Genomic DNA, 20,967 nt, shown 5'->3' on the forward strand with positions numbered 1-20,967 from the left:
GTATCGCGCCTATGTCGAAACCCACCTGCCGATACACCACGATACAAAATCAACAAAGGGCGATCTGGATCAATAAATCCCAGATCAAGCTCCACTACCCTCGCGACCTTTTGCGACGCGAACCCATGCCATCTGTCATCGCCCCCGAACTGCTCGCCCCCGCCGGCACCCTGAAAAACATGCGCTATGCCTTCGCTTACGGCGCCGATGCGGTCTACGCCGGCCAACCGCGTTACAGCCTGCGTGTGCGCAACAATGAATTCGACCACGCCAACCTGGCGCTCGGCATCCAGGAAGCCCACACGCAGGGCAAACGCTTCTACGTAGTGGTGAACATCGCGCCGCACAACGCCAAGCTGAAAACCTTCCTCAAGGACCTGGCCCCCGTGATCGGCATGGGCCCGGATGCGCTGATCATGTCCGACCCCGGGCTGATCATGCTGGTACGCCGCCATTTTCCGCAGATGCCCATTCATCTGTCGGTGCAGGCCAACACGGTGAACTGGGCAAGCGTCGAGTTCTGGCAGCAACAAGGCATCAGCCGGGTGATTCTGTCGCGCGAGCTGTCACTGGAAGAGATCGACGAAATCCGCCAACACGTGCCGACCATGGAGCTGGAAGTGTTCGTGCACGGCGCCCTGTGCATGGCCTATTCCGGACGCTGCCTGCTGTCGGGCTACATGAACAAGCGCGACGCCAACCAAGGCACATGCACCAACGCGTGTCGCTGGAAGTATCAGGCCACGCCGGCGGTGGAAAACGCTACGGGCGACATCGTCCAGACATTCCAGCCAACCCTGGGCATCGGCGCGCCCACCGATCAAGTGTTCCTGCTGCAGGAAGCTAATCGCCCGGATGAGCAAATGCCCGCGTTCGAGGATGAACACGGCACGTACATCATGAACGCCAAGGACCTGCGCGCGGTGCAGCACGTGGAGTGCCTGACCCACATGGGCGTGCATTCGCTGAAGATTGAAGGCCGCACCAAATCGCACTTCTACTGCGCACGCACCACCCAGGTGTATCGCCAGGCCATCGACGATGCGGTGGCCGGTCGCGCCTTTGACCGGCGGCTGATGACCAATTTGGAATCACTCGCCCAGCGCGGCTACACCGAAGGTTTCCTGCGCCGCCACGTGCATGACGAGTACCAGAATTACCAGCACGGCAGCTCGGTGTCGGAACGGCAGCAGTTTGTCGGGGAGTTGACCGGCGAGCGCCGTGGCGAGCTGGCCGAGGTCAAGGTGAAGAACCGCTTTGCCGTGGGCAATCATCTGGAATTGATGACGCCCGCCGGGAATTTTCACTTCGACCTGGCCGTGCTGCACAACGCCAAGGGTGAAGCCATTGAGGTCGCGCCGGGCGACGGGCACACCGTGTACGTGCCGCTCCCGGCCGCAATGGACCTGCGTTTCGGCCTGCTGATGCGCGACCTCTAACACGTCGCCACGCAGAATACGCATCCAGCGGCCTTTGGTGAACATCGGATAACCATCGCCCAACGCTTGGCTGACGTCCCGGCACATGCCATCGATCACCGTGGCGGCGGCCCCGCGTGTGAGAGGTATATTCGTATGTACGTCAGTTAAACATAGGTTAAACCCATGAAAGATCAGATCCTGAACTGACCGACCAACTGCCCCAGGCGCTGGCCCAAATCCGCCAGGCTGCGAGAGGTCTGGGCGCCCAACTGGGTTTCATCAGCCACACTGTCGACCGCCACGGCGATCTGATGCACGCTGCGGTTGATCTCTTCGGCCACGGCAGTTTGCTCTTCGGCGGCGCTGGCAATCTGCGCGTTCATCGAGTTGATAGTGCCAATCAGCTGCGCCATGGTATCCAGTGAGGCGCCGGCCTGATTCGCCTGGGCCGAGGTGCCGTCGCCGGCATCGCTGGAACGGCGCATCGCGTCCACGGCGGCTTCGGTACCTTTTTGCAGGCGGTCGATCATGCCCTGGATTTCCTGGGTGCTGGTTTGAGTGCGGCTGGCCAACGCTCGCACTTCATCGGCGACCACCGCAAAACCACGCCCGGCCTCACCTGCCCGCGCGGCTTCGATGGCGGCGTTGAGTGCCAGCAGGTTGGTCTGTTCGGCGATCGAACGGATCACGCCCAGCACGCTGACAATCGACGACACGTCCTGTTGCAAGCTGTCGAGGGACACACCACTGCTGCGGATGTCATTCACCAGCGCATGAATCTGCGCGATGCTGCCGTCCACCACGCGCTTGGCGGCCTGGCCCTCGGCGTCGGTCTGTTGCGCGGCGACGGCGGCGCCCTGAGCGCTGCGCGCAACTTCATGGGCGGCGGAGGACATCTGATTAATAGCGGTGGCCACTTGATCCGTTTCGTGACGCTGGCGCTCCATCGCGGTTTCCGAGCGCTGGGCTTGCTCGGACACCTGCCCGACCAACCCGGTGAGTTGCGAGGTCATCTCGGTGATCTGGCGCACCAGGCCGTGGATCTTGTCGACAAAGCGGTTGAACGCACCCGCCAGATCGCCCAGTTCATCCTGGCTGGTGATGGCCAGGCGGCGGGTCAAGTCGCCCTCGCCCGCCGCGATATCGTCGAGGTTGGCTTTCATCAAGTTCAACGGCCGCAGGATGGTATTGGCGGTCACCATGCCCACGGCGGCAATCACCAGCAACACCACCACGGCCACACCGAGGATGCTCAGCAACACGCCTTCCATGCGTTTCTCAACCTTGGCCTCGACCACGGCCACCTGGGCTTCGATACCGTCGAGGTTGACCGAGGTACCAATCACCATGTCCCACTTGGGCAGGTATTCGGTGTAGCCAAGCTTGGGCACCAACTCGGTCTGCCCCGGCTGGGTCGAGCTGTATTGCAGGTAGTGGGTGCCGTCCTTGCCGACCTTGACCAGGTCGCGGTTGACGTAGACGCCGTTGGGGTCGCGGTTGTCCTTGAAGCTTTTGCCCACGCCGTCGGGGCTGTTGCCCTTGAACAGGCGGATGGTCTCGGAGTCGTAGCCGAAGAAGTAGCCGTCCTTGCCGTAGCGGGTGTTGGACAGCAACTTGACCACCTCGGCCCGCGCGGCGGTGTCGCCAGGGGCGGCGGCGTCGTAGAGCGGTTTGATGGTGGTCATGGCCACCTCAACATAACTTTGCAGGGTGGCCTTGGCGTCGTTGAGCAGGCGCTGGCGGGTTTCATCCACCTCGTTGCGTGCCTGGCCCTGGAGGATCCACACGGTGGTCAGGCTGATGACCACGGCAAACAGCAATACCGGCACTACGGCGAGGGACAGGACTTTGGCCTTCAGACTCAGACGCATGGCTTTTCTCTCTTATTAGTGGCGACCTGGAGAGGCTATCGGCCAATTGCAACGGATCTGTAGGCCACTGGAAACCCGTGGCGCGGGAGGTGTTTCAAATCATCAAAGGGTCATCGCAGCGAGCCAGCCGAATGCCAGCAACGGGATGTTGTAGTGCAGGAACGTCGGCACCACGGTGTCCCAGATATGGTGGTGCTGGCCGTCGATGTTCAGGCCGGAAGTCGGGCCGAGGGTCGAGTCCGAAGCCGGTGAGCCGGCGTCGCCCAGGGCGCCTGCGGTGCCGACGATGCACACAATCGCCAACGGGCTGAAGCCCAGCTGCACACACAGCGGCACAAAAATCGCGGCGAGGATCGGCACCGTGGAAAACGACGAGCCGATGCCCATGGTCACCAGCAGCCCCACCAGCAACATCAGCAGCGCGCCCACGCCACGGCTATGGCCGATGAAGGCCGCCGAGGTTTCTACCAGCGAACGCACGTCACCCGTGGCTTTGAGCACTTCGGCAAACCCCGAGGAGGCGATCATGATGAAGCCGATCATGGCCATCATCTTCATGCCTTCGGTGAACAGGTCGTCGGTTTCGCGCCAGCGCACGATGCCCGACACCGAAAAGATCAGGAACCCGGCCAGGGCGCCAATGATCATCGAGTCCAGCCACAGCTGAATGATGAACGCCGAGGCAATCGCCAGCCCGGCCACCAACAGGGTCAGCGGGTTGTACTGCACGGCCACTTGCTCGACGCGCTCGATTTTTTCCAGGTCGTACACGCGCTTTTTGCGATAGCTGACAAACACTGCCACCAGCAGGCCAACCACCATGCCCAGCGCCGGCAAGCCCATGGCGTGGGTGACGTTGACCTGGCTGATGTCGACGCCGCTCTTGGCCACGTTGGCCAGCAGGATCTGGTTGAGGAAGATGTTGCCAAAACCCACCGGCAGGAACATATACGGCGTGATCAGGCCGAAGGTCATCACACAGGCGATCAGGCGGCGGTCCAATTGCAGCTTGGTCAGCACGTACAACAGCGGCGGCACCAGCAGCGGAATAAACGCGATGTGGATTGGCAGGATGTTCTGCGAAGCAATCGCCACGACCCACAACAGACCGATCAGCAACCATTTGACGTGGCTGCCGCCGGTGGCTTCCTGACGATCGACCAGCATCAGCGCCTTGTCTGCCAGAGCATGGGCCAGGCCGGACTTGGCAATCGCCACAGCGAAAGCGCCGAGCAAGGCGTAGGACAACGCCACGGTCGCCCCGCCGCCCAAGCCGCCGTTGAAGGTCTTGAGCGTGGCTTCGATGCCCAGGCCACCGGTCAAGCCACCCACCAGGGCGCCGACGATGATGGCGATGACCACATGCACGCGGGACAAGCTGAGCACCAGCATGGTGCCGACCGCGGCGATGACTGCGTTAATCATGGTTACCTCAAGACAGAAACATAAAAAACAGGCATGCCCGCGCCCGGACGGCCATGGGGTTGGCTGCCAGCGTGCAGGCTTGAAGAGGTCTTATTAGAGGGCGCGCACTTTGCAGCAGGCGGGCGCGCATGTCAAAAAACGGCGTCGTTTTCAGCGCTCAATTGAACGTTTAAATAATAAAGAAGCATCAAAAGCGGCCGATACAGAGGCTCTCTGTGTTTTCAGGTTAAGGATGCTCCTCGATGTTCCTCAGACAGCTGTCCATTCAATGGAAAATCACCCTGCTCGCCGGCCTGTGCCTGCTGGGGATCGTGACCCTGCTGGTGGGTCTGTCGCTGTATCGCATGGAGCACAGCTCGCAGCAGGTCAAAGCCTCGAGCATGCAGATGCTCGACGAGTCCGCCCAGGCGCGCATCGAGGCTCAGGGTGAAGTGCAGGCGCTGGGCATTCGCCAGCAATTCATGGACGCCTACCAGTACGGCCATGGTTTTGCCCGTCAGGTACTGTTTTTGCGCGAACAGGCAGAGAAACGCTTCCTCGACGCCTTCGACACCCGCGAAGACCTGACCCGCCAGGTCAAGGCCGCGCTGCAGGCCAACCCGGACCTGCTCGGGTTGTCGCTGGTGTTTGAAGCCAACGCGCTGGACGGCAAGGATGAGCTGTTCGCCAATCAGGCGGAACTGGGCAGCAATGACAAAGGCCGTTTTGCCCTGTACTGGTCGCAACCGACGCCAGGCAAATTGACCTCCATGTCACTGCCCGAAAGCGACATGTCCGACACCAGCGTCGGCCCCAGCGGCGAGAAAGCCAACGCCTGGTTCACCTGCCCGCGCACCACCCTGAAACCTTGCGTGATCGAGCCGTACTTTTATGTGATCGACGGGCAAAACGTGCTGATGACCAGCATCGTGTTTCCGCTGATGGTCAACGGCAAAGTCATCGCCTCGCTGTCGGTGGACATCAACCTCAACAGCCTGCAGGCCGTGAGCCAGCAGGCCAGCCAGAAGTTGTATGACGGCCAGACGCAAGTCAGCATCCTCAGCCCCACCGGTTTGCTCGCCGGCTACAGCCCGGATGCGAGCAAACTCAGCCAGCGCCTGGATAAAGTCGACACGGCCAGCGGCGCGCAATTGATCAACGCGCTGGCGGCCAGCACGCAAATCCGCAGCGTGCGCAACAACCATCAACTCAAGGTATTGGCGCCCTTCGCACCGATTCCCGGCGGCAAGCCATGGGGTGTGTTGCTGGATGTGCCGGAAAAAGTCCTGGTGGGCCCCGCCGAAGCGCTCAAGGCGCAACTGGATGCCGACAACACCCGCGGCACCCTGCTGGAACTGAGCCTGGGCCTGCTCGCCGCCGTGGTCGGCTTGATTCTGGTGTGGCTGATGGCGCGCAGCGTGACCCGGCCGATCCTTGGCGTGGCGCGCATGCTGGAAGACATCGCCAGCGGCGAAGGCGACCTGACCCGTCGCCTGGCCTACGACAAGCAGGATGAACTGGGCCAACTGGCCGGCTGGTTCAACCGCTTCCTCGACAAACTGCAACCGATCATTGCCCAGGTCAAACGCTCAGTGCAGGACGCCCGCGGCACGGCCGACCAGTCCGCCGCAATTGCCACTGAGACCAGCGCCGGCATGGAACAGCAATACCGCCAGGTGGACCAGGTGGCCACCGCCTCCCACGAAATGAGCGCCACCGCCCAGGACGTTGCCCGCAGCGCCGCCCAAGCCGCACAAGCCGCGCGCGACGCCGACCAGGCCACCCGCGAAGGCTTGACCGTGATCGACCGCACCACCACCAACATCGGGCACTTGGCGGCGGACATGAGCACCGCCATGGCTCAGGTCGAAGGCTTGGCGGCCAATAGCGAGAAAATCGGCTCGGTGCTGGAAGTGATTCGAGGCATTGCCGAGCAAACCAACCTGCTGGCACTCAACGCCGCCATCGAAGCCGCGCGCGCGGGTGAGGCCGGCCGTGGATTTGCCGTGGTTGCCGACGAAGTACGCAACCTGGCACGGCGCACCCAGGAATCGGTGGAAGAAACCCGTGTGGTGATCGAACTGCTGCAAAACGGCACCACCGATGTGGTCGGCTCCATGGGCAACAGCTATCGCCAGGCCCAGGGCAGTGTCGAGCAGGTCGGCCAGGCGGTCACCGCCCTGCGCCAGATTGGCGAGGCCGTCACGGTGATCAGCGACATGAACCTGCAAATCGCCAGCGCCGCCGAAGAGCAAAGCGCGGTGGCCGAAGAGATCAACAGCAACGTGGCGACGATCCGGGATGTGACCGAGTCGCTGTCGGAGCAGGCAAATGAATCGGCGCGAGTGAGCCAAGCGCTGAACAGCCTGGCGAATCAGCAGCAGGGGTTGATGGATCAGTTTCGGGTGTAACTGAGTTGCACAGATTCTGACCCTTGAGCAGGTCCAATGTGGGAGCGGGCTTGCTCGCGAATGCAGTGTGTCAGTTGCCAAGTCAGCTGGCTGACACACCGCTTTCGCGAGCAAGCCCGCTCCCACATTTTATATTTTGTGGTCTATCAGGCCTGGCGTTTGGGCAATTCGATCAGCACCCTTAAGCCACCCAGCTCACTCTCCTGCAACTGCAACACCCCGCCCCACACCTCGACGATATCCCGCACGATCCCCAGCCCCAAACCATGGCCGTCGATCTGCTCATCCAGGCGCGTGCCCCGGCTGAACACTTGGTCGCGCTGACTCTGCGGAATGCCCGGCCCGTCATCTTCAACGGCCAGCAAATAGCTGTGCGGCGTTTCGCTGATGCTCAAGCGTATTTCCGCATCCGCCCATTTGCAGGCGTTGTCCAGCAGGTTGCCAAGCAGTTCCAGCAGGTCTTCGCGGTCCCAGGGCAATTGCAGGCCGGGCGTGACGTGGTAACTCAAGTCCAGGTGTTCACCGTGGATCATGTTCAATGTGGCGAGCAGGCCCGGCAGCTCCTTTTCGCAGTCGAACAAGGCACCCGGCAAGGTTTCACCGGCAAGGCGTGCGCGGTTGAGTTCGCGATTCAGGCGTTGCTGCACTTGCTCCAGTTGTTCGCGCAAGAGCTTGCCCAGTTCGGGATGGGCCTTGAGCTGTTCACTGGAAGCCACGCTTAAAAGCACGGCCAACGGTGTTTTCAGCGCATGCCCCAAGTTGCCCAACGCGTTGCGCGAGCGCTTGAGGCTGTCTTCGGTGTGAGCCAGCAGGTGGTTGATCTGCGCCACCAGTGGTTCCAGTTCCAGCGGCACTTGAGTGTCGAGCTGTGAGCGCTGGCCTTGTTGCAGTTGAGCGATCTGTTCGCGGGCGGTTTCCAGCGGGCGCAAGGCGCGGCGAACCGTGACCCGTTGCAGGACCAGCACCAGCAGCAATGCCGCAAGGCCCATCACCAGGCCGATCTGACGCATCAGACGGAAACTTTCCCGCACCGGCGTATAGTCCTGGGCCACGCTGATGGAAATCGACTGGCCAAAACGCTTGTAGTCCGCGCGCAACACCAGCAGTTGCTGGCCTTCCGGGCCCAGCTGCAGGTTGCCCTTGAGCCCGGCTTCCGGCAGCCGGGGCAACTCCTGGTCCCACAACGAACGGGAACGCCAGTGAATGTCGGCAAAATCGATACGGAAATAATGCCCGGAAAACGGCCGCTGATAGGCCGGCGACAAACGTTGTTCATCCAGTTGCACACCGTTCGGCCCGCGCACCAACGCCACCAGCAGGTTTTCGCTGTCGTTGCGCAAGCCCGCTTCCAGGTAGCGCTGCAAGCCGGCCTCGAACAACCACAGGCTGGTTTGCGCCAATACCACGCCGACAACCACCATCACGCTGATCAGCCCCAGGCTCAGGCGCCGCTGAATCGACCTCATGCAGGACTGGCGCCAAAGCGGTAACCCTGGCCGCGCCGGGTCTCAATCACGCTACGGCCCAGCTTGCGACGCAGGTGGTTGACGTGAACTTCCAGCACGTTGGAGTCGCGCTCGGTCTCGCCGTCATAAAGATGCTCGGCCAAGTGGCTTTTCGACAGGATCTGTTCCGGGTGCAGCATGAAGTAGCGCAGCAGGCGGAATTCAGCGGCGGTCAGCTGGATTTCTTCGCCGTCGCGCAGTACACACTGGCGGCCTTCATCCAGGTGCAACCCGGCGGCTTGCAAGGTGGGCTGGTTGGCGTGGCCATGGGAGCGGCGCAACAACGCCTGGACACGCAAGTGCAGTTCTTCTGGGTGAAAGGGTTTGCTCAGGTAATCGTCGGCACCGGCCTTGAGCCCCTCGATGCGTTCGGCCCAGGAGTCGCGGGCGGTGAGAACCAGCACTGGCGTGGCCAGGGCGGCTGCGCGCCATTGCGCCAACACGTCCAACCCCGGCAGGCCGGGCAAGCCCAGGTCGAGAATGATCAGGTCATAGGGTTCGCTGCGGCCCTGATAGGCGGCATCGCGACCATCGGCCAGCCAGTCGACGGCATAGCCCTGGCGCTGCAGGCCGGCCAGCAGCTCATCGGCCAAGGGAACGTTGTCTTCCACCAGAAGCAGGCGCATCAGTCGTCTTCCTTATCTTTGAGCAGCACGCCGGTGGTGGCATCCAGCTTGATCTCGCGCACCACGCCTTCGGTGGTCACCAGCTCCACTTCATAAGCATATTGGCCGTGTTTTTTTTCAAGCTCGGCTTCCAGCAACCGGGAGCCGGGGTAACGCGCCATGGCCTGTTGCAACAGTTGCTCCAGCGGCAGGATCACGCCCTGCTGGCGCAGAGCCAAGGCTTCATCCTGGTTGAGGTCGCGGGCCGCCAGACTGGAACAAAAAGCCAGGAGCGCCAGCACCATCAAACCGCTGGCGCGTCGATATACCTTCATTACGTTTCCTGATGATTCTTGAGCACGTGCCCGCTGAGCGCGTCCAATTCGACTTCCCACTCGATGCCGTCGGCATCTTCCAGTTCGACTTGGTACAAGTACTTGCCGTAGGCCTCGTCCAGGTCGGTGTCCAGCAGGGTCGACCCCGGGTGCAGTGCCAGGGCCGTGGCTTCCAGCTGATCAAAGGCGACAATTGTAACAGTGCCAGGCACTGTCAGTGGCTTGTCAGGGTCCACTGCCCGGGCCTGCGCCGAGGTGCAGGCGATGATACCGGCGGCGACCAGCGCTGTGAGGCGCTTCATGGCAAATCTCCGTTTCAGGATGTTTTTCCTACGCAGGCCAACGTACCCGCTGCAACTTAACTGAAACTGAATTGCCACCATGGCATTTTTCAATCGTCCTCTTTACCCATCACCCGCGAGTTTTCCTATACTGCCCCGCTCGCTTGAAAAGAGACTGGTATGACAGCCATCCACATCAAATTCCCCGCGTTGACGCTCAAGGCCGGTAAACGCGCCTTTGCGCGCATTCGCGAACAAGGCCTCAAACCTGCGGACGTCGGTATCCTGCCCGGCGCGGCCGGCGGCCCCAAGGCACTGGGCATTCAGGGCCTGGACCTGGCCTTGTTCGGCGACTGGCTGCCGCGCGCGCCACGCGAGCGTGCGCTGATCGGCGCCTCCATCGGCTCCTGGCGGTTTGCCAGCGCCTGCCTGCCCGACCCGGTGCAAGGCCTGCTCGACCTCGGCCGCCTGTACAACGAACAACGCTTTGCCAAGGGCGTGACCATGGCCGAGGTCAGCCGCAGCTGCCAGCGCATGCTCGATGACCTGCTCGCAGGCCGCGACGCGCGGGTGCTGGACAACCCCGACTATCGCCTGAACATCATGGTGGTCAAAAGCCACGGCCTGCTCGCCGATGACCATCGCGGTCGGCTCGGTCTGGGCCTGTCGTCGGTCATTGCCGACAACCTGCGCGGCCGTGCGCGGCTGGCGCGGCACTTCGAACGGCTGATCATCCACGACCCGCGCCAGGCGCCGCCGGTGCATCCGCTGAAGGACTTCCCGTCGCGTTTCCTCGACCTGGACCTGCGCAACTTGCGCCAGGCACTGCTGGCGTCCGGCTCGATCCCCATGGTGATGCAAGGCGTACGCGACCTGCCCGGCGCGGGCGCCGGCACTTACCGCGATGGCGGCCTGCTCGACTATCACCTCGACCTGCCCTACCACGGCGATGACATCGTGCTGTACCCGCACTTCACCGACCGGGTCATCCCCGGCTGGTTCGACAAGGGCCTGCCGTGGCGGCGCAGTAATCAACAGGGTTTGCAGGATGTGTTGCTGCTGGCCCCGTCCAGGGACTACCTCGCCCGCCTGCCCCACGGCAAACTGCCGGACCGCAGCGACTTCAAGCGCTTCATGGGCGATGACCCGAGCCGCAACAAGTACTGGCAAACCGCGATGAGCGAGAGCCGACGGTTAGGCGATGAGTTCCTCGACCTGGCGGATAAAGGCACATTGGGCGAGCACTTGCTGGCGCTATGACCAAGCGGTATGCGCGGCGAAGGATCAAGCTGTTAAACTCGCCGCCTGCCAGATACCTGACCGAGCTGAAAATACTGTGGAAATCTTCAAAGATTCCACGGTAGCCTCCCACCTGAAACCGTCCCTTCCCAACTCCCTCCGAACTACCCAACAAACAAAAGCATTTCAGTATCACCGCGTACCACGCGATACCTTCCCATTGCCATTTAGTTAGTACATCATCCAGTACATCAGAAATAATTTTGAGAGGATGTACTAGTGGCACTCACGGACACAGCAGCCAGACAGGCCAAGCCTAAGGAAAAGGCGTACACCCTCCCCGATTCTTTGGGTCTTTCGCTTTACGTCGCAAATAGCGGGATAAAAAGCTGGCACTTCCGCTTCACATGGCTTGGAAAACAGGCAAGGATTTCTTTTGGAACATACCCGGAAACGGGCCTGAAGGACGCACGCTCTCGAAGAGACGAGGCGCGGGAAGATATTGCGAGGGGTGTGGATCCGCGCGAATCGAGGAAGGAGAAGAAGGCAGGACTGATTGAGGCTGGCGGGCGAACTTTCCGCCGAGTGTATGACGAGTGGCTGGCATTCAGGAAAGGCAGCATATCGCCGGGAACCTATCGCATCATCAGCAACTTGATGGAGCTGGACGTACTTCCAACATTTGGTGGGCGTCAGATCGACACCATCAAGCGCGCAGACGTGATCGGTCTGATACGGCGTATAGAAAAGCGCGGGTCCATAGTCACGGCGGTAAAAGTCCGGCAGAGGATGGGCCAAGTGTTCAGCTATGCGATCGCCACCGGACTGATCGAATCGAACCCTACGGCTGAGATGCACGCCGTTACCGAGAAAGGCGCCCAGAATCGGCCGCATCCATTCTTGCCTTTCAGCGAACTACCCAAGACTATCGCCACCATTCAGCAGTGCGTGTCAGGCCACCAGTTACGGTCGGCAATTATGCTGATGATCTACACCGCATCGCGCCCGGGCGAAGTAAGGCATGCCGAATGGTCTGAAATTGATCTCGATGCGGCGATCTGGACGACCCCGGCGGCGAAGATGAAGGCTCGACGCGAGCATGCCGTGCCATTGCCGACCCAGGCAGTAGATTTGCTAAAAAGCATGCTACCGGTCACCGGCGGACTTCGCTACGTGTTCACCAATCGCAGTGACCCGACAGCACCGATCGGCACAAACTACGCCAATAACGTTATGGAGTTGTGCGGTCTCACTGGAAAGCAGTCGCCTCATGGCTTCCGGCACTTGTTCTCGACCGAGATGAACGGTCGTGGCTACAACCGTGATTGGGTTGAAAGGCAGCTCGCCCACGCTGACAGCAGCTTTATCCGTGACGTGTACAACCATGCCGCATACCTCGAGCAGCGTCGCGAAATGATGCAGGAGTGGGCAAACCTCGTATCGGCGGGCCTATCTGACAAATAGCCTACAGCTCGTCGCCTAAAATCGCGCCAAGCTCAAACCTCGATTACTGTACGCACATACAGTATTTGAGTTTCCTAACCATGAACATCGACGAAGACACCTCAACGTGGCTCGGCTGCCCCACGCCTCTAGAAATGTATAAGCATCAGTGCGCCCTGCTCGAGGACGAGCTGAACGAAACCTTGAACCGGCTGAGTGATGCACGCCGGAATATTGCCGGGCTGGTCCAGATGAGCGATGGATTGGCCACACGTTTAGCCGAAGCATTGGCATGCCTTGACGTTGCCCGAACCGAAATCGGTGATCTCAGAGAGCGATGCTCAGAGCCGTCAATCCTCGGCATCAAGCTGGTAACCGAACAGCGCGACTATTTGCTGAGGGAGAATCAGCGGCTGCTGGCGGAACTGAGGGCGCCTCAAGAGCGCCCAGATATGGACCTTACTTCGAAAGCGCTTTAAGGCGCTCTTCAGTTGCGGTGCCGAAGATGATGTAGAGCTGTTCGATGGCTTCGTCTGCGACCGCGCGCGCCGACTCCAGGCCCAAAACGAAACCCTCGGCGCGAGCGCCTGCTTTGGCCGCTACAATCATTGAGTCCGCCCTTTCAATCTGTGCCAGCAGCTTATCCGCGTCTCGTTCGATCCCGGCGCTCAGAATTACACCCTCCATATCAAATTCTCTGAGAAATATCTGGCAGTAGGCGCGTCAGCCCAGCTCGTCTGCATACGCGGCCTGCGCCTCCTCTACCAGCTCACGCCACTCGCCGCTGTCGATAAGGCCTTTCTGTTGCAGATCATCTGCCAGTGAGAGCCGCGCTTCATAGCGATCCTCTGGAGTGGCTGAGATGAATTCAGAATCAGTGCGCAAGGCGAACCATGCTTTTATCGCGTTGACTTGCTCAATGTTGACCGTCATGACGAATATTCAAGGCCAGTGTCTACAGTGTAGAGATTGGCCAGCGCCCAGCTGTTCAGCAGGTCCGACAAGCGGAGAGCATCATGTGCGGAAGACTCACCCAGTATCGCGGAATTCACGACTTCGTGGCAGCGTTGAATATGCCTAACGCCCTGGCGAACTCTGTCGGTGAATTGCCCCTCGAGCGTTACAACGTAGCCCCGACAACCCAAGTCGCCCTGCTCCACCTACAGGGTGACCTGCTGCACGCCGACATGGTGCGCTGGGGATGGCGGCCACACTGGGCCAAGGACAGAACCGCGCCGATCAATGCCCGCGTAGAGAAAGTAGCCCATGGCCCGTTCTTTCGCGCGATCTGGCCGCACCGGGCAATAACGCCCATCGATAGCTGGTTTGAATGGGTTGATGAAGGTGGACCAAGAAAGCAGCCTTACCTGATACGGCGGCGCGATGGAGCGCCGATCTTCTGCGCGGCCATCGGCCAACTGCCTGACGCTGATGAAGGCCCAGGCGAGCATGACGGGTTCGTGATCATCACCGCCGACAGCGCAGGCGGAATGGTGGACATCCACGACCGGCGGCCGGTGGTGCTGACGCCCGACCTGGCTCGTGAATGGCTTGACCCGGCCACGCCCAAGGAGCGCGCCGAGCAGATGGTGCTGCATCAGGGAGAGCCGCCCGAGGTATTTGAATGGTTCAAAGTAGACCCGGCCGTGGGCAACGTGCGAAACAAGGGCCCTGGGCTGATCAATCCAGCGTAAACGCAAGCACGACCATCAACTTATCGATCAGATTTTTCCCATAAGTAGTGCTACAAACAACAACCAACAGGTCACCAATAACACTGTAGACGCAATCCATCGTAGCCCCATCAACTCAACCCCAGATGTATTCTGCTTCTTCTACCATCTGGGGATGGATTGGTATGTAGGAAATGTCCTAAATTTGTTACTTAACCGTGACAGATCTGACATATCCCTGGCACGCCCGCAGCGCGATCACGGCGTTATCCCCGTCGTCGGTGATGGCGATAATTCGTTGCGCATGCGCTGGGTCAAGTTGGGCTCGACGGGCTGCATGAACCACGCCGACGGCGCCGGGGGTGGCAGGCACGCTGCAGCCACTGGCTGGATCCTTGAGGAGGACTGACAGCCGCACATCAGCAGTAGCAAGACGGTCACGCAGGAGAGCCTGGTTGCGCTGGGCATCGGATAATTCCTTGGTGTGTTGTTGGTCGGAGGCAGCGAGTTTCTGCTCGGTGGCCAGGCGCTTGTCCTGCTCGGCGCGGGCCTGGGCGGCGGCGGCATTACTGATCGCTGCAAGGTCATCCTTGTGCAGGCCGGCCTGCTCCTCGAGTTTCTTGCCCATCCGCCAATCCTGCACCTGCCAGGCGGTGCCGGCAGCAGCAGCCATAAGCACCAGGGTCAGCAGCACCAGGCTCGCCAGCTTCTGCACCGGCGTCATGCCAGCGCCCGCCGCACGCCTTCCGCCAGCACAGCATCCGGATATGCATACCCGGCATTTTCATGGTGGATGATCGCCTTCACTGTCTTCAGCCCATGCTTTCGCTGGTAGGTCAGCAGCACTTTGCCCAGGGCGCGGATGCCATTCTCGGGCGTATCGAACCGGGCGAACCGCTTCTCAATCTGCGGATCGGGCTTGAGCTGGCCTTGCCACTGGTTGGCTGGGTTGTAGTCGATGTTGCCGGGGTTGCGGTTGCGCACGCCGCGGGTTTCAGTGATGGGCATAGCTTTTCTCCAGACGAAAAAAAACCGCTCAAGGCGGTATCGGTAGGGTTCTTTGTGGCGGGCTTCGCTTAAGCCTGTGCAGCCTTCAACGCAGCGAGCTCTGCGCGCAATTCTTTGACGGCTCCCATTAAGTCCGTGATCAGCGCCATCGGTTCGAGTTGCTGAACGCGGGGTTGTCCATCGTCGCCAAGGCCATCTTTTTCGCCGGTAACGGCAAGCGGATTGACCGCCTGCGCTTCGTGCGCGATCAGCCCTTGATAAACGACGTCATCCCCTTTGAACACATCGCCAAACGCTTTGCGCTGGTAGGTGACGATCCGGTAAGCGTCGATACGGTCCAAGTAAGATGCCTCGGGCGCGTCCTTGATATACTTTTTGAAGCGGTAGTCAGAGCCGAACAGTGTCATGGTGCCCACGTAAGTTGCGCCGATGTACACGTCAACGTTGGAGCCGGTCCAGTTGAAGTTGTAAGATGTTGCACCATATACACCACCAACACCTGTACGCGTACGGTATCCACGAGCAGCGATTGGTGTATTAACCTCGTTCGACACTGTTAAAATACTGACATTGGCATATGGGGTTACTACACTTGTAGGGACATTAAGTGTCCCTCCATATGAATAACTCATAGAAGGTCCACCAGCTGTGTTATCTGCATTAACAGATCGCCAAGTGAACCCACCGTCACCATTACCCCTGTTTACGATGAAGTGCCCCTCCCCCAGCCCGCCAGCATTCCAGCCCATATACAAACCTTGGATGTTGTACCGGCCTGATGCTTCCCGAACGCCTACCTCCGCGAATATAGCGCGGCCGTCAGTCACGCCAGTGCCACCCTTAGCAACTGGTAAGGCGGAAGGGAGAGTTCCACCCGTTCCGCCGAGGGCCGCATAAAGCTCCGTCGACATAGCGTTGATCTTCGTGCTCGCAGTCCGAGGTGGATCACCACCTAGACCTTGTGGCGGAGTACCGAGGATAATTTCTTGCCTAGCCATAAGTTCTCCCTATACCACCATCTTGGCGGTCATCGTCGATATACCTAAAGAGGTCGTGTTGTATCCTGGAATGTAAATAACGGCCGCAATCATGCGCTTATTCGGGTAATCCCAAATAAACTGAAGGTCGCTTTGTTGTTGAAGCGACCTAGTTACAGGCATGCTCATTGTATTTATAAGCACGTATTCATTATCTGAAAGGACAAAAGGAGATGAGAAGAAGTTAATACTCTGACCCTGAGCCGTTGAGCCGCTCCCCGTGAAAGTCCAAGTAGAATTTGAGTTTGAGAAAAGCGCTGTGGGCGTGCCTGTGTCGAAAATAATCTTTCTGGAACCATCTCGAAGCCTTATTCCATAATCGCTCAGGATTTCAGCACCAAACCCAGCCGCGAAATATTGACCATTGGGCCGTACACTTGAGTTGTCGTAAGCCCTAATCTGAAACCCCGTCCATGCGCCAGCGCTTCCGAGAACTTCGGCGCGAGACATGCCTATTCGGCCCGATACAGGATCTGGCCGAATGAAAACAAAGGGCGGCAAGATCGACGTGATGGTGAATGGAAACGAGGTTATTGCAAATAGTCCAGAGTTATTGTTGTATCTCCCCTCGCAAATAACAGAAAGCCTTGTTCGCTCAGAATCGATAATCACCCTGTTATCGACTGACCCCTTAAACATTAGTCCGTAGGAATCTGCCATTTATTTGAACCTCACTACCACTAAGGTCATTGCCGTCAATGAAATCCAGCTTGCTGTTGTCGTATATCCTTTCATGCGCCTCCATACCCGAGCAGCGCCATTTATCACTTCAGGCTCAAGCTGACGATCACTGTTGTAGTTTATTGGTCCAAGGGGGACGCAGAAGGCAATAGAGTTCTGGGGCGTAATGTCAGCAATGGGCACGTCGATATATGAAGTGCCCGGAGCCCAGGTATTGGGGCTTACAGTTTCGGCGTAGACAATTCGACAAGTGAACACGCTATCGTCGAGCTGGACCTGTCCATCGCCCCCCTTTACACGCATGCCATTATTCATGGCATAAGCCTCCCTACCGTGACTCGATCAACATCATTAGGGTCGTACACCGTGATGCCGTCATTGTTGAGCACCGTTGACGCACCAGCGCCAGCACTACGCAGCGTGAAGGTCCCGGCCTTGACGTTGATCTCCAACAGTGGCCGCCCCTTGGGGTCGACAGCTTCAGACCTCAGTGTCATACCCAGAATGATTTCCTGGATGAAAGCCTTGCTGATAATTGCTTGGTTGAGGACGACCTGATTGTTCTGTACCACGAACATCGGCACCAACTGACCGCTTACCTCATCGACCACCGCGAATCGCTGCGCGAATATGAGGAACTCCGACTGCTCTCCATCCGATCCAAACGCAAACCCGGAAGTTACCGTCTTACCGCCAACTATTGTCTGAGCCTTGAGAGTGACCATTGCCGACACTTTTCCATTGGTGGTGGCGACAACCTGGTTCGTCTCCTGAATGGCCGCTGTATTTCGCCCCGAGCTAGCCTGCACGGTGTCGATCCTCTCGCTAAGCGCCTGATCCGTGGCAGCAAGCGTGGTTGTTGTGGATTTGAACGCAGCTTCATTGCTGTCGACCTTTGCTCCTAGCGTCGTTACTCGCTCTGCGACTGCGGTCGTAGCCGTAGCCGCTGCCCTAGACACATCCAGAATGCTCGCCGCGTTATTCGCGACATTGGCCTCAACAATGTCTGTGCGTACAGATTGCGCAAAATCACGCTCTGCGATCACAGACATCAAAGACCATGCTCCCGCGGAGGAAGTGCTGTCGCCAGCGCTCCCCTCCTCTGAGCCTGCTGAGTCGGACTTCACAAGCGCGTACACCCCGTCCAGGCGCTCGGCGGTGGCCGTGACCTTCCCGTCCACGTCCCCGATAGCTGCCTTGTTCTTGCTGATCTCCAGGGCCATAGCTGCATTGGTTTCGGCGATGGTGCCCAAGTTGAACCAGTAGTTGGCGTTCGGCGGCGTCGTATTGACAGGGACTGCGGTTGTCGCCTGGAATAGCTGCTGACCCACGCGAACCATATCGCCCTTGACGTAGGTTTTGCTCGGCACGTATTCCAGAGCGTCGACCACTTCAGATATAAGTTCTTCCAACTCCTGCCTGGCCTTATCCAATCGGTCATTGACCGAGCCAGGGCCGTCGCCAGTGATCAGATCGATCTCCTCACGCAGGCTCTGGTACAGCGCCCCCTTGCCGATCTTCTCGGCGAAGTACTTGTCGTACTCGGTCTGATCAGAGCTAGCACGGCCATTCACTGCGCCCGGGATCGGCCAGAACGGCCCAACGTTGCCGGTGCGGTCCACCAGGCGCGCCCAAAAGAACAAGCTCGCACCGGCCAGCAAGCTGTGCATCTCATGTTTGGCCTGCGGGTAGCTGAAGTCGCTCAGCTTGGTCGCGGTGCTCAGGTCAGGCGCCTGGCTATACCAAAGCTCAGACCGCTGAGTGTCTTCGGCGCCCGGCGGGAATCCCCACTGAATGCCGATGCCGTAGACCAGGCTGGTGGTGGTCAGGAACGACACCGCCGGCGGCAGGCCGGTTTTGCCTTGGAGGTTGGTGAGGTTCGAACTCTTCCAGACTGAGGAGATTTCAAAGGCGCTCACCGAGCGCACGCGGGCCAGGTAGGCGCCCGAGTAGATGCCGGTGATGTCGACGCTGGTCGAACCAGTGCGCGGCACCCTGATCCAGTTGCCGCTGTCCTTGCGCCACTCCACGTCGTACGCGACGGCGCCGGTGACGGCTGGCCACGAGATGTTCATGGTGCTGATCGCAATGCCCTGATTCACGGCGTAGCTTGATGTCAGGGTGACGCTGGCCGGCGCCGGAACAACGGTGATCGGGATAACGCTGATCGGCCGTTCTTCCAGGCGCGCGCCGGTGTCGATGCTGGCGAACTTGCCAGGCTCATATTGCAAGGCGCTGATGTCGTAGTCGCCTTCAGGCGTCCGTGCGGTCCGCATTACTCGATACAGAGGGATCGCCAGGTCGTCAGCGTCGATTGCCCACTGAAGCTGTGCAGCCGGCGCCTCGCTGTAGGCAACGGTCACGGTTACGTTGCGGCCGCTCACGCTTTCCACGGTGCGCCCTTCCGCTCGCCCGCCGGGAAGGTTGATAACTAGCCGGTCACCGGCCTTGACCAGAGTGTCGCGGTCCAAGGTGATGACCTTCCCCGCCGCCGCCGCGATGCGCCCACCGATTTCCCGGCCAGCCAGGAGCGAGTCAGCCACGGGAATGATGAAGCCTGGCAGCGGGATTCGGCCCTCCATGCCGGTCCGGAAACTGATGGTGCGGTCTTGGTTGTTGCTCAGCACCAGCCATTTAGCTCGGCGCTGGGCCTCGGATGCCCGAGTGCAGCCGATGGCGCTGATTTCCGTCGGTTTGTCGCCTAGGCGGCGCTGGAGCGGCAGGTCTGAATAAACTGTGACGTCTGTGTCGTAATTGTTCAGTGGGTTGTCGTAGCTGACCAGGCAGCGGGTAAAGCGAGTCTTCGCCGATGCGCTGCCGTACGAGATTTTGCCGTCGATGACGTTGGACCGGGTGAAGACGTAGTCGATGTCCTGCGCCCGAGGCATATCGGCCTGGATGACCAGTTGGCCCTGGGCCCAGTAAGTCATGCCGCGGTAGATCCCGGCGATATCCCGCAGTAACGACCAGGCGTCGGCTTTACCCTGCAGGTTCATGTCGCATAGAAAGCGCGGCTCCACGCCGTCGGCACCATTCGGCACCATCTGGTCGCAGTACTGCGCGATCCGGTACAACTCCCATTTGTCCACCATCCACGGTTTGATACGGCGGCCCAGGCCAAAACGGTCCTGGGTGCAGATGCCATAGGTGACCCATGCAGGATTGTTCGTCCATGCCTCCTTCATGGTGCCGTCCCAGGCGCCGGAGTAGGTGCGGGCCACCGGGTCGTAGTTGCTCGGAACCTGCCACCGGCGGGCTTTGCACTTTACCGTAACAGCCGGAATGTTGGTGAACTGCTCGGCATCGAATTCAACGAACAGCAATGCAGTGTTCGGATAGCGTAGCTTTGCGTCGATCACCTGGGTGTAGCCGGCGATGAACAGGGTGTCCGCGACTTTGTCGGTGTTCTGAGTGTTTGGCGTGAGGCGCCGGACGCGGATAAGCCAGCCGCTGGTAGCCGGTGGCAGATCGATGCGCAGAGACCGCTCGTAACGGGTCGTGGTCTTTCCGTCCATGGCACCCAGCAGAACCTGCTGATATGCACCGCCATCGGTTGCCACATCGACCGCATACTCAATACGGTAGCCGTTGATGTTATTCTCTGCGTCCTGGCTCGCCAGGCGTGGAGTGGCCAGTCGGATGCGCGCTGCCGAAAGCTGAAGGTTGGTCAGTGACTGAACCCACGGCGCGCCGCTGCGCAGCTCGATATTCAGCGAGGTCTCATTGTCGACAGACGGAATACCCGGGATGTACGTCTGCTCAACAGAGCCCGGCCGCCAGTCCCACTTGACGTTGGTGAAGTTGAAATTGCCGCTGGCATCCTGAATAGGCGTGTTGTCGAGGAAGATGTCGCGCGCGGTGGGCGTGCCGTCGAATTCGCCCTCGCCCACGGCGATCAGGATCTTGGCCACGTTGGTGGAGCGCAGGCTGTCGGGCGCCTCTACTGGCGACTTAGGTTTGCTCTCGCCACCTTTGGCGCCGTGAATATCCAGCTTCTGTGCTGCGCCCATGCTTTCCTCCAGGCAATAAAAAACCGCCTCTTGGGCGGCCTGC

At 59.9% G+C, this 20,967-nt stretch carries 19 protein-coding genes and 2 pseudogenes; 6 read left to right on the forward strand and 15 right to left on the reverse strand.

Annotated elements, in window-relative coordinates:
• Window positions 1-125 precede the first annotated feature (125 nt).
• Entirely contained in the window at window positions 126-1,439 is a 1,314-nt protein-coding gene (yegQ, locus tag L8K08_RS26010; protein WP_242200929.1) for a tRNA 5-hydroxyuridine modification protein YegQ, read from the forward strand.
• A gap of 18 nt (window positions 1,440-1,457) precedes the next feature.
• On the opposite strand, the pseudogene L8K08_RS30375 reads toward yegQ, so the two are convergent.
• The 3 genes and pseudogenes from L8K08_RS30375 to L8K08_RS26025 form a co-directional block, all read right to left on the reverse strand.
• A pseudogene (locus tag L8K08_RS30375) lies at window positions 1,458-1,616 on the reverse strand (hypothetical protein); the annotation flags it as partial.
• Window positions 1,613-3,292 (reverse strand): methyl-accepting chemotaxis protein, encoded by a 1,680-nt coding sequence (locus L8K08_RS26020; protein ID WP_145163356.1) that lies wholly within the window; start codon window positions 3,290-3,292, stop codon window positions 1,613-1,615. The gene L8K08_RS26020 and the pseudogene L8K08_RS30375, both read right to left, overlap by 4 nt.
• Window positions 3,293-3,394: 102 nt before the next feature.
• The gene (locus tag L8K08_RS26025; protein WP_242201034.1) at window positions 3,395-4,714 is read right to left on the reverse strand and encodes a Na+/H+ antiporter NhaC family protein; all 1,320 of its coding nucleotides are present in this window, start codon (window positions 4,712-4,714) and stop codon (window positions 3,395-3,397) included.
• Between the two features lie 245 nt (window positions 4,715-4,959).
• Here L8K08_RS26025 and L8K08_RS26030 point away from each other — a divergent pair, with 245 nt between their 5' ends.
• A complete protein-coding gene (locus L8K08_RS26030) occupies window positions 4,960-7,107 on the forward strand; it encodes a methyl-accepting chemotaxis protein (RefSeq protein ID WP_242200932.1) in 2,148 nt (715 codons plus the stop codon).
• A 146-nt stretch (window positions 7,108-7,253) separates the two neighbouring features.
• Here the strand turns inward: L8K08_RS26030 and L8K08_RS26035 are convergent, their stop codons facing one another.
• Genes L8K08_RS26035 through L8K08_RS26050 form a run of 4 tightly spaced genes read right to left on the reverse strand, consistent with a single transcriptional unit; the run spans window position 7,254 to window position 9,854 of the window.
• Complete coding sequence (locus tag L8K08_RS26035; protein WP_242200933.1) at window positions 7,254-8,573, reverse strand: sensor histidine kinase; 1,320 nt, start codon at window positions 8,571-8,573, stop codon at window positions 7,254-7,256.
• Window positions 8,570-9,238 (reverse strand): response regulator transcription factor, encoded by a 669-nt coding sequence (locus L8K08_RS26040; RefSeq protein ID WP_106580083.1) that lies wholly within the window; start codon window positions 9,236-9,238, stop codon window positions 8,570-8,572. Before L8K08_RS26040 ends, L8K08_RS26035 begins: the two co-directional genes overlap by 4 nt.
• The gene (locus L8K08_RS26045; protein ID WP_242200936.1) at window positions 9,238-9,552 is read right to left on the reverse strand and encodes a PepSY domain-containing protein; all 315 of its coding nucleotides are present in this window, start codon (window positions 9,550-9,552) and stop codon (window positions 9,238-9,240) included. The genes L8K08_RS26040 and L8K08_RS26045 overlap by 1 nt, the downstream gene beginning before the upstream one ends.
• Window positions 9,552-9,854, reverse strand: coding sequence for a PepSY domain-containing protein (locus L8K08_RS26050; RefSeq protein WP_145163346.1), 303 nt, complete (start codon window positions 9,852-9,854; stop codon window positions 9,552-9,554). Before L8K08_RS26050 ends, L8K08_RS26045 begins: the two co-directional genes overlap by 1 nt.
• Window positions 9,855-10,013: 159 nt before the next feature.
• On the opposite strand from L8K08_RS26050, the gene L8K08_RS26055 reads away from it, so the two are divergent.
• The 3 genes from L8K08_RS26055 to L8K08_RS26065 all read left to right on the forward strand — a co-directional run bounded on the left by L8K08_RS26055 (window position 10,014) and on the right by L8K08_RS26065 (window position 12,994).
• A complete protein-coding gene (locus L8K08_RS26055; protein ID WP_242200939.1) occupies window positions 10,014-11,093 on the forward strand; it encodes a patatin-like phospholipase family protein in 1,080 nt (359 codons plus the stop codon).
• A 258-nt stretch (window positions 11,094-11,351) separates the two neighbouring features.
• Window positions 11,352-12,536 (forward strand): integrase arm-type DNA-binding domain-containing protein, encoded by a 1,185-nt coding sequence (locus L8K08_RS26060; protein WP_242200941.1) that lies wholly within the window; start codon window positions 11,352-11,354, stop codon window positions 12,534-12,536.
• A gap of 80 nt (window positions 12,537-12,616) precedes the next feature.
• Window positions 12,617-12,994: a hypothetical protein gene (locus L8K08_RS26065; protein WP_242200943.1), complete on the forward strand. Its 378-nt coding sequence runs from the start codon at window positions 12,617-12,619 to the stop codon at window positions 12,992-12,994.
• Here L8K08_RS26065 and L8K08_RS26070 read toward each other — a convergent pair.
• Window positions 12,975-13,202, reverse strand: a complete 228-nt coding sequence (locus tag L8K08_RS26070) for a hypothetical protein (protein WP_242200945.1) — start codon at window positions 13,200-13,202, stop codon at window positions 12,975-12,977. The two genes, L8K08_RS26065 and L8K08_RS26070, sit on opposite strands and share 20 nt — an antisense overlap.
• Before the next feature lie 36 nt (window positions 13,203-13,238).
• Window positions 13,239-13,448, reverse strand: a complete 210-nt coding sequence (locus tag L8K08_RS26075) for a hypothetical protein (protein WP_242200947.1) — start codon at window positions 13,446-13,448, stop codon at window positions 13,239-13,241.
• A gap of 83 nt (window positions 13,449-13,531) precedes the next feature.
• Here L8K08_RS26075 and L8K08_RS26080 point away from each other — a divergent pair, with 83 nt between their 5' ends.
• Window positions 13,532-14,209 (forward strand): SOS response-associated peptidase family protein, encoded by a 678-nt coding sequence (locus L8K08_RS26080; RefSeq protein ID WP_242200950.1) that lies wholly within the window; start codon window positions 13,532-13,534, stop codon window positions 14,207-14,209.
• A gap of 187 nt (window positions 14,210-14,396) precedes the next feature.
• On the opposite strand, the gene L8K08_RS26085 is transcribed toward L8K08_RS26080, so the two are convergent.
• The 6 genes and pseudogenes from L8K08_RS26085 to L8K08_RS26110 all read right to left on the reverse strand — a co-directional run bounded on the left by L8K08_RS26085 (window position 14,397) and on the right by L8K08_RS26110 (window position 20,924).
• Window positions 14,397-14,912 carry a lysis system i-spanin subunit Rz gene (locus L8K08_RS26085; protein WP_242200953.1) on the reverse strand — a complete coding sequence of 172 codons (516 nt, stop codon included), beginning with the start codon at window positions 14,910-14,912 and terminating at the stop codon, window positions 14,397-14,399.
• Window positions 14,909-15,196: a hypothetical protein gene (locus tag L8K08_RS26090; RefSeq protein ID WP_242200955.1), complete on the reverse strand. Its 288-nt coding sequence runs from the start codon at window positions 15,194-15,196 to the stop codon at window positions 14,909-14,911. The genes L8K08_RS26085 and L8K08_RS26090 overlap by 4 nt, the downstream gene beginning before the upstream one ends.
• 68 nt (window positions 15,197-15,264) lie before the next feature.
• Window positions 15,265-15,966: pseudogene (locus L8K08_RS26095) on the reverse strand (tail fiber domain-containing protein); the annotation flags it as partial.
• 237 nt (window positions 15,967-16,203) lie between these two features.
• The gene (locus L8K08_RS26100) at window positions 16,204-16,893 is read right to left on the reverse strand and encodes a hypothetical protein (RefSeq protein WP_242200958.1); all 690 of its coding nucleotides are present in this window, start codon (window positions 16,891-16,893) and stop codon (window positions 16,204-16,206) included.
• Window positions 16,894-17,229 (reverse strand): hypothetical protein, encoded by a 336-nt coding sequence (locus L8K08_RS26105; RefSeq protein WP_242200960.1) that lies wholly within the window; start codon window positions 17,227-17,229, stop codon window positions 16,894-16,896. It lies immediately after the preceding gene.
• Window positions 17,226-20,924, reverse strand: a complete 3,699-nt coding sequence (locus L8K08_RS26110) for a phage tail protein (protein WP_242200962.1) — start codon at window positions 20,922-20,924, stop codon at window positions 17,226-17,228. Before L8K08_RS26110 ends, L8K08_RS26105 begins: the two co-directional genes overlap by 4 nt.
• Window positions 20,925-20,967 lie beyond the last annotated feature (43 nt).

The organism is Pseudomonas sp. TREG-RG-20F-10-E-6-01, from assembly GCF_022662455.1.
Taxonomy (GTDB): Bacteria; Pseudomonadota; Gammaproteobacteria; order Pseudomonadales; family Pseudomonadaceae; genus Aquipseudomonas.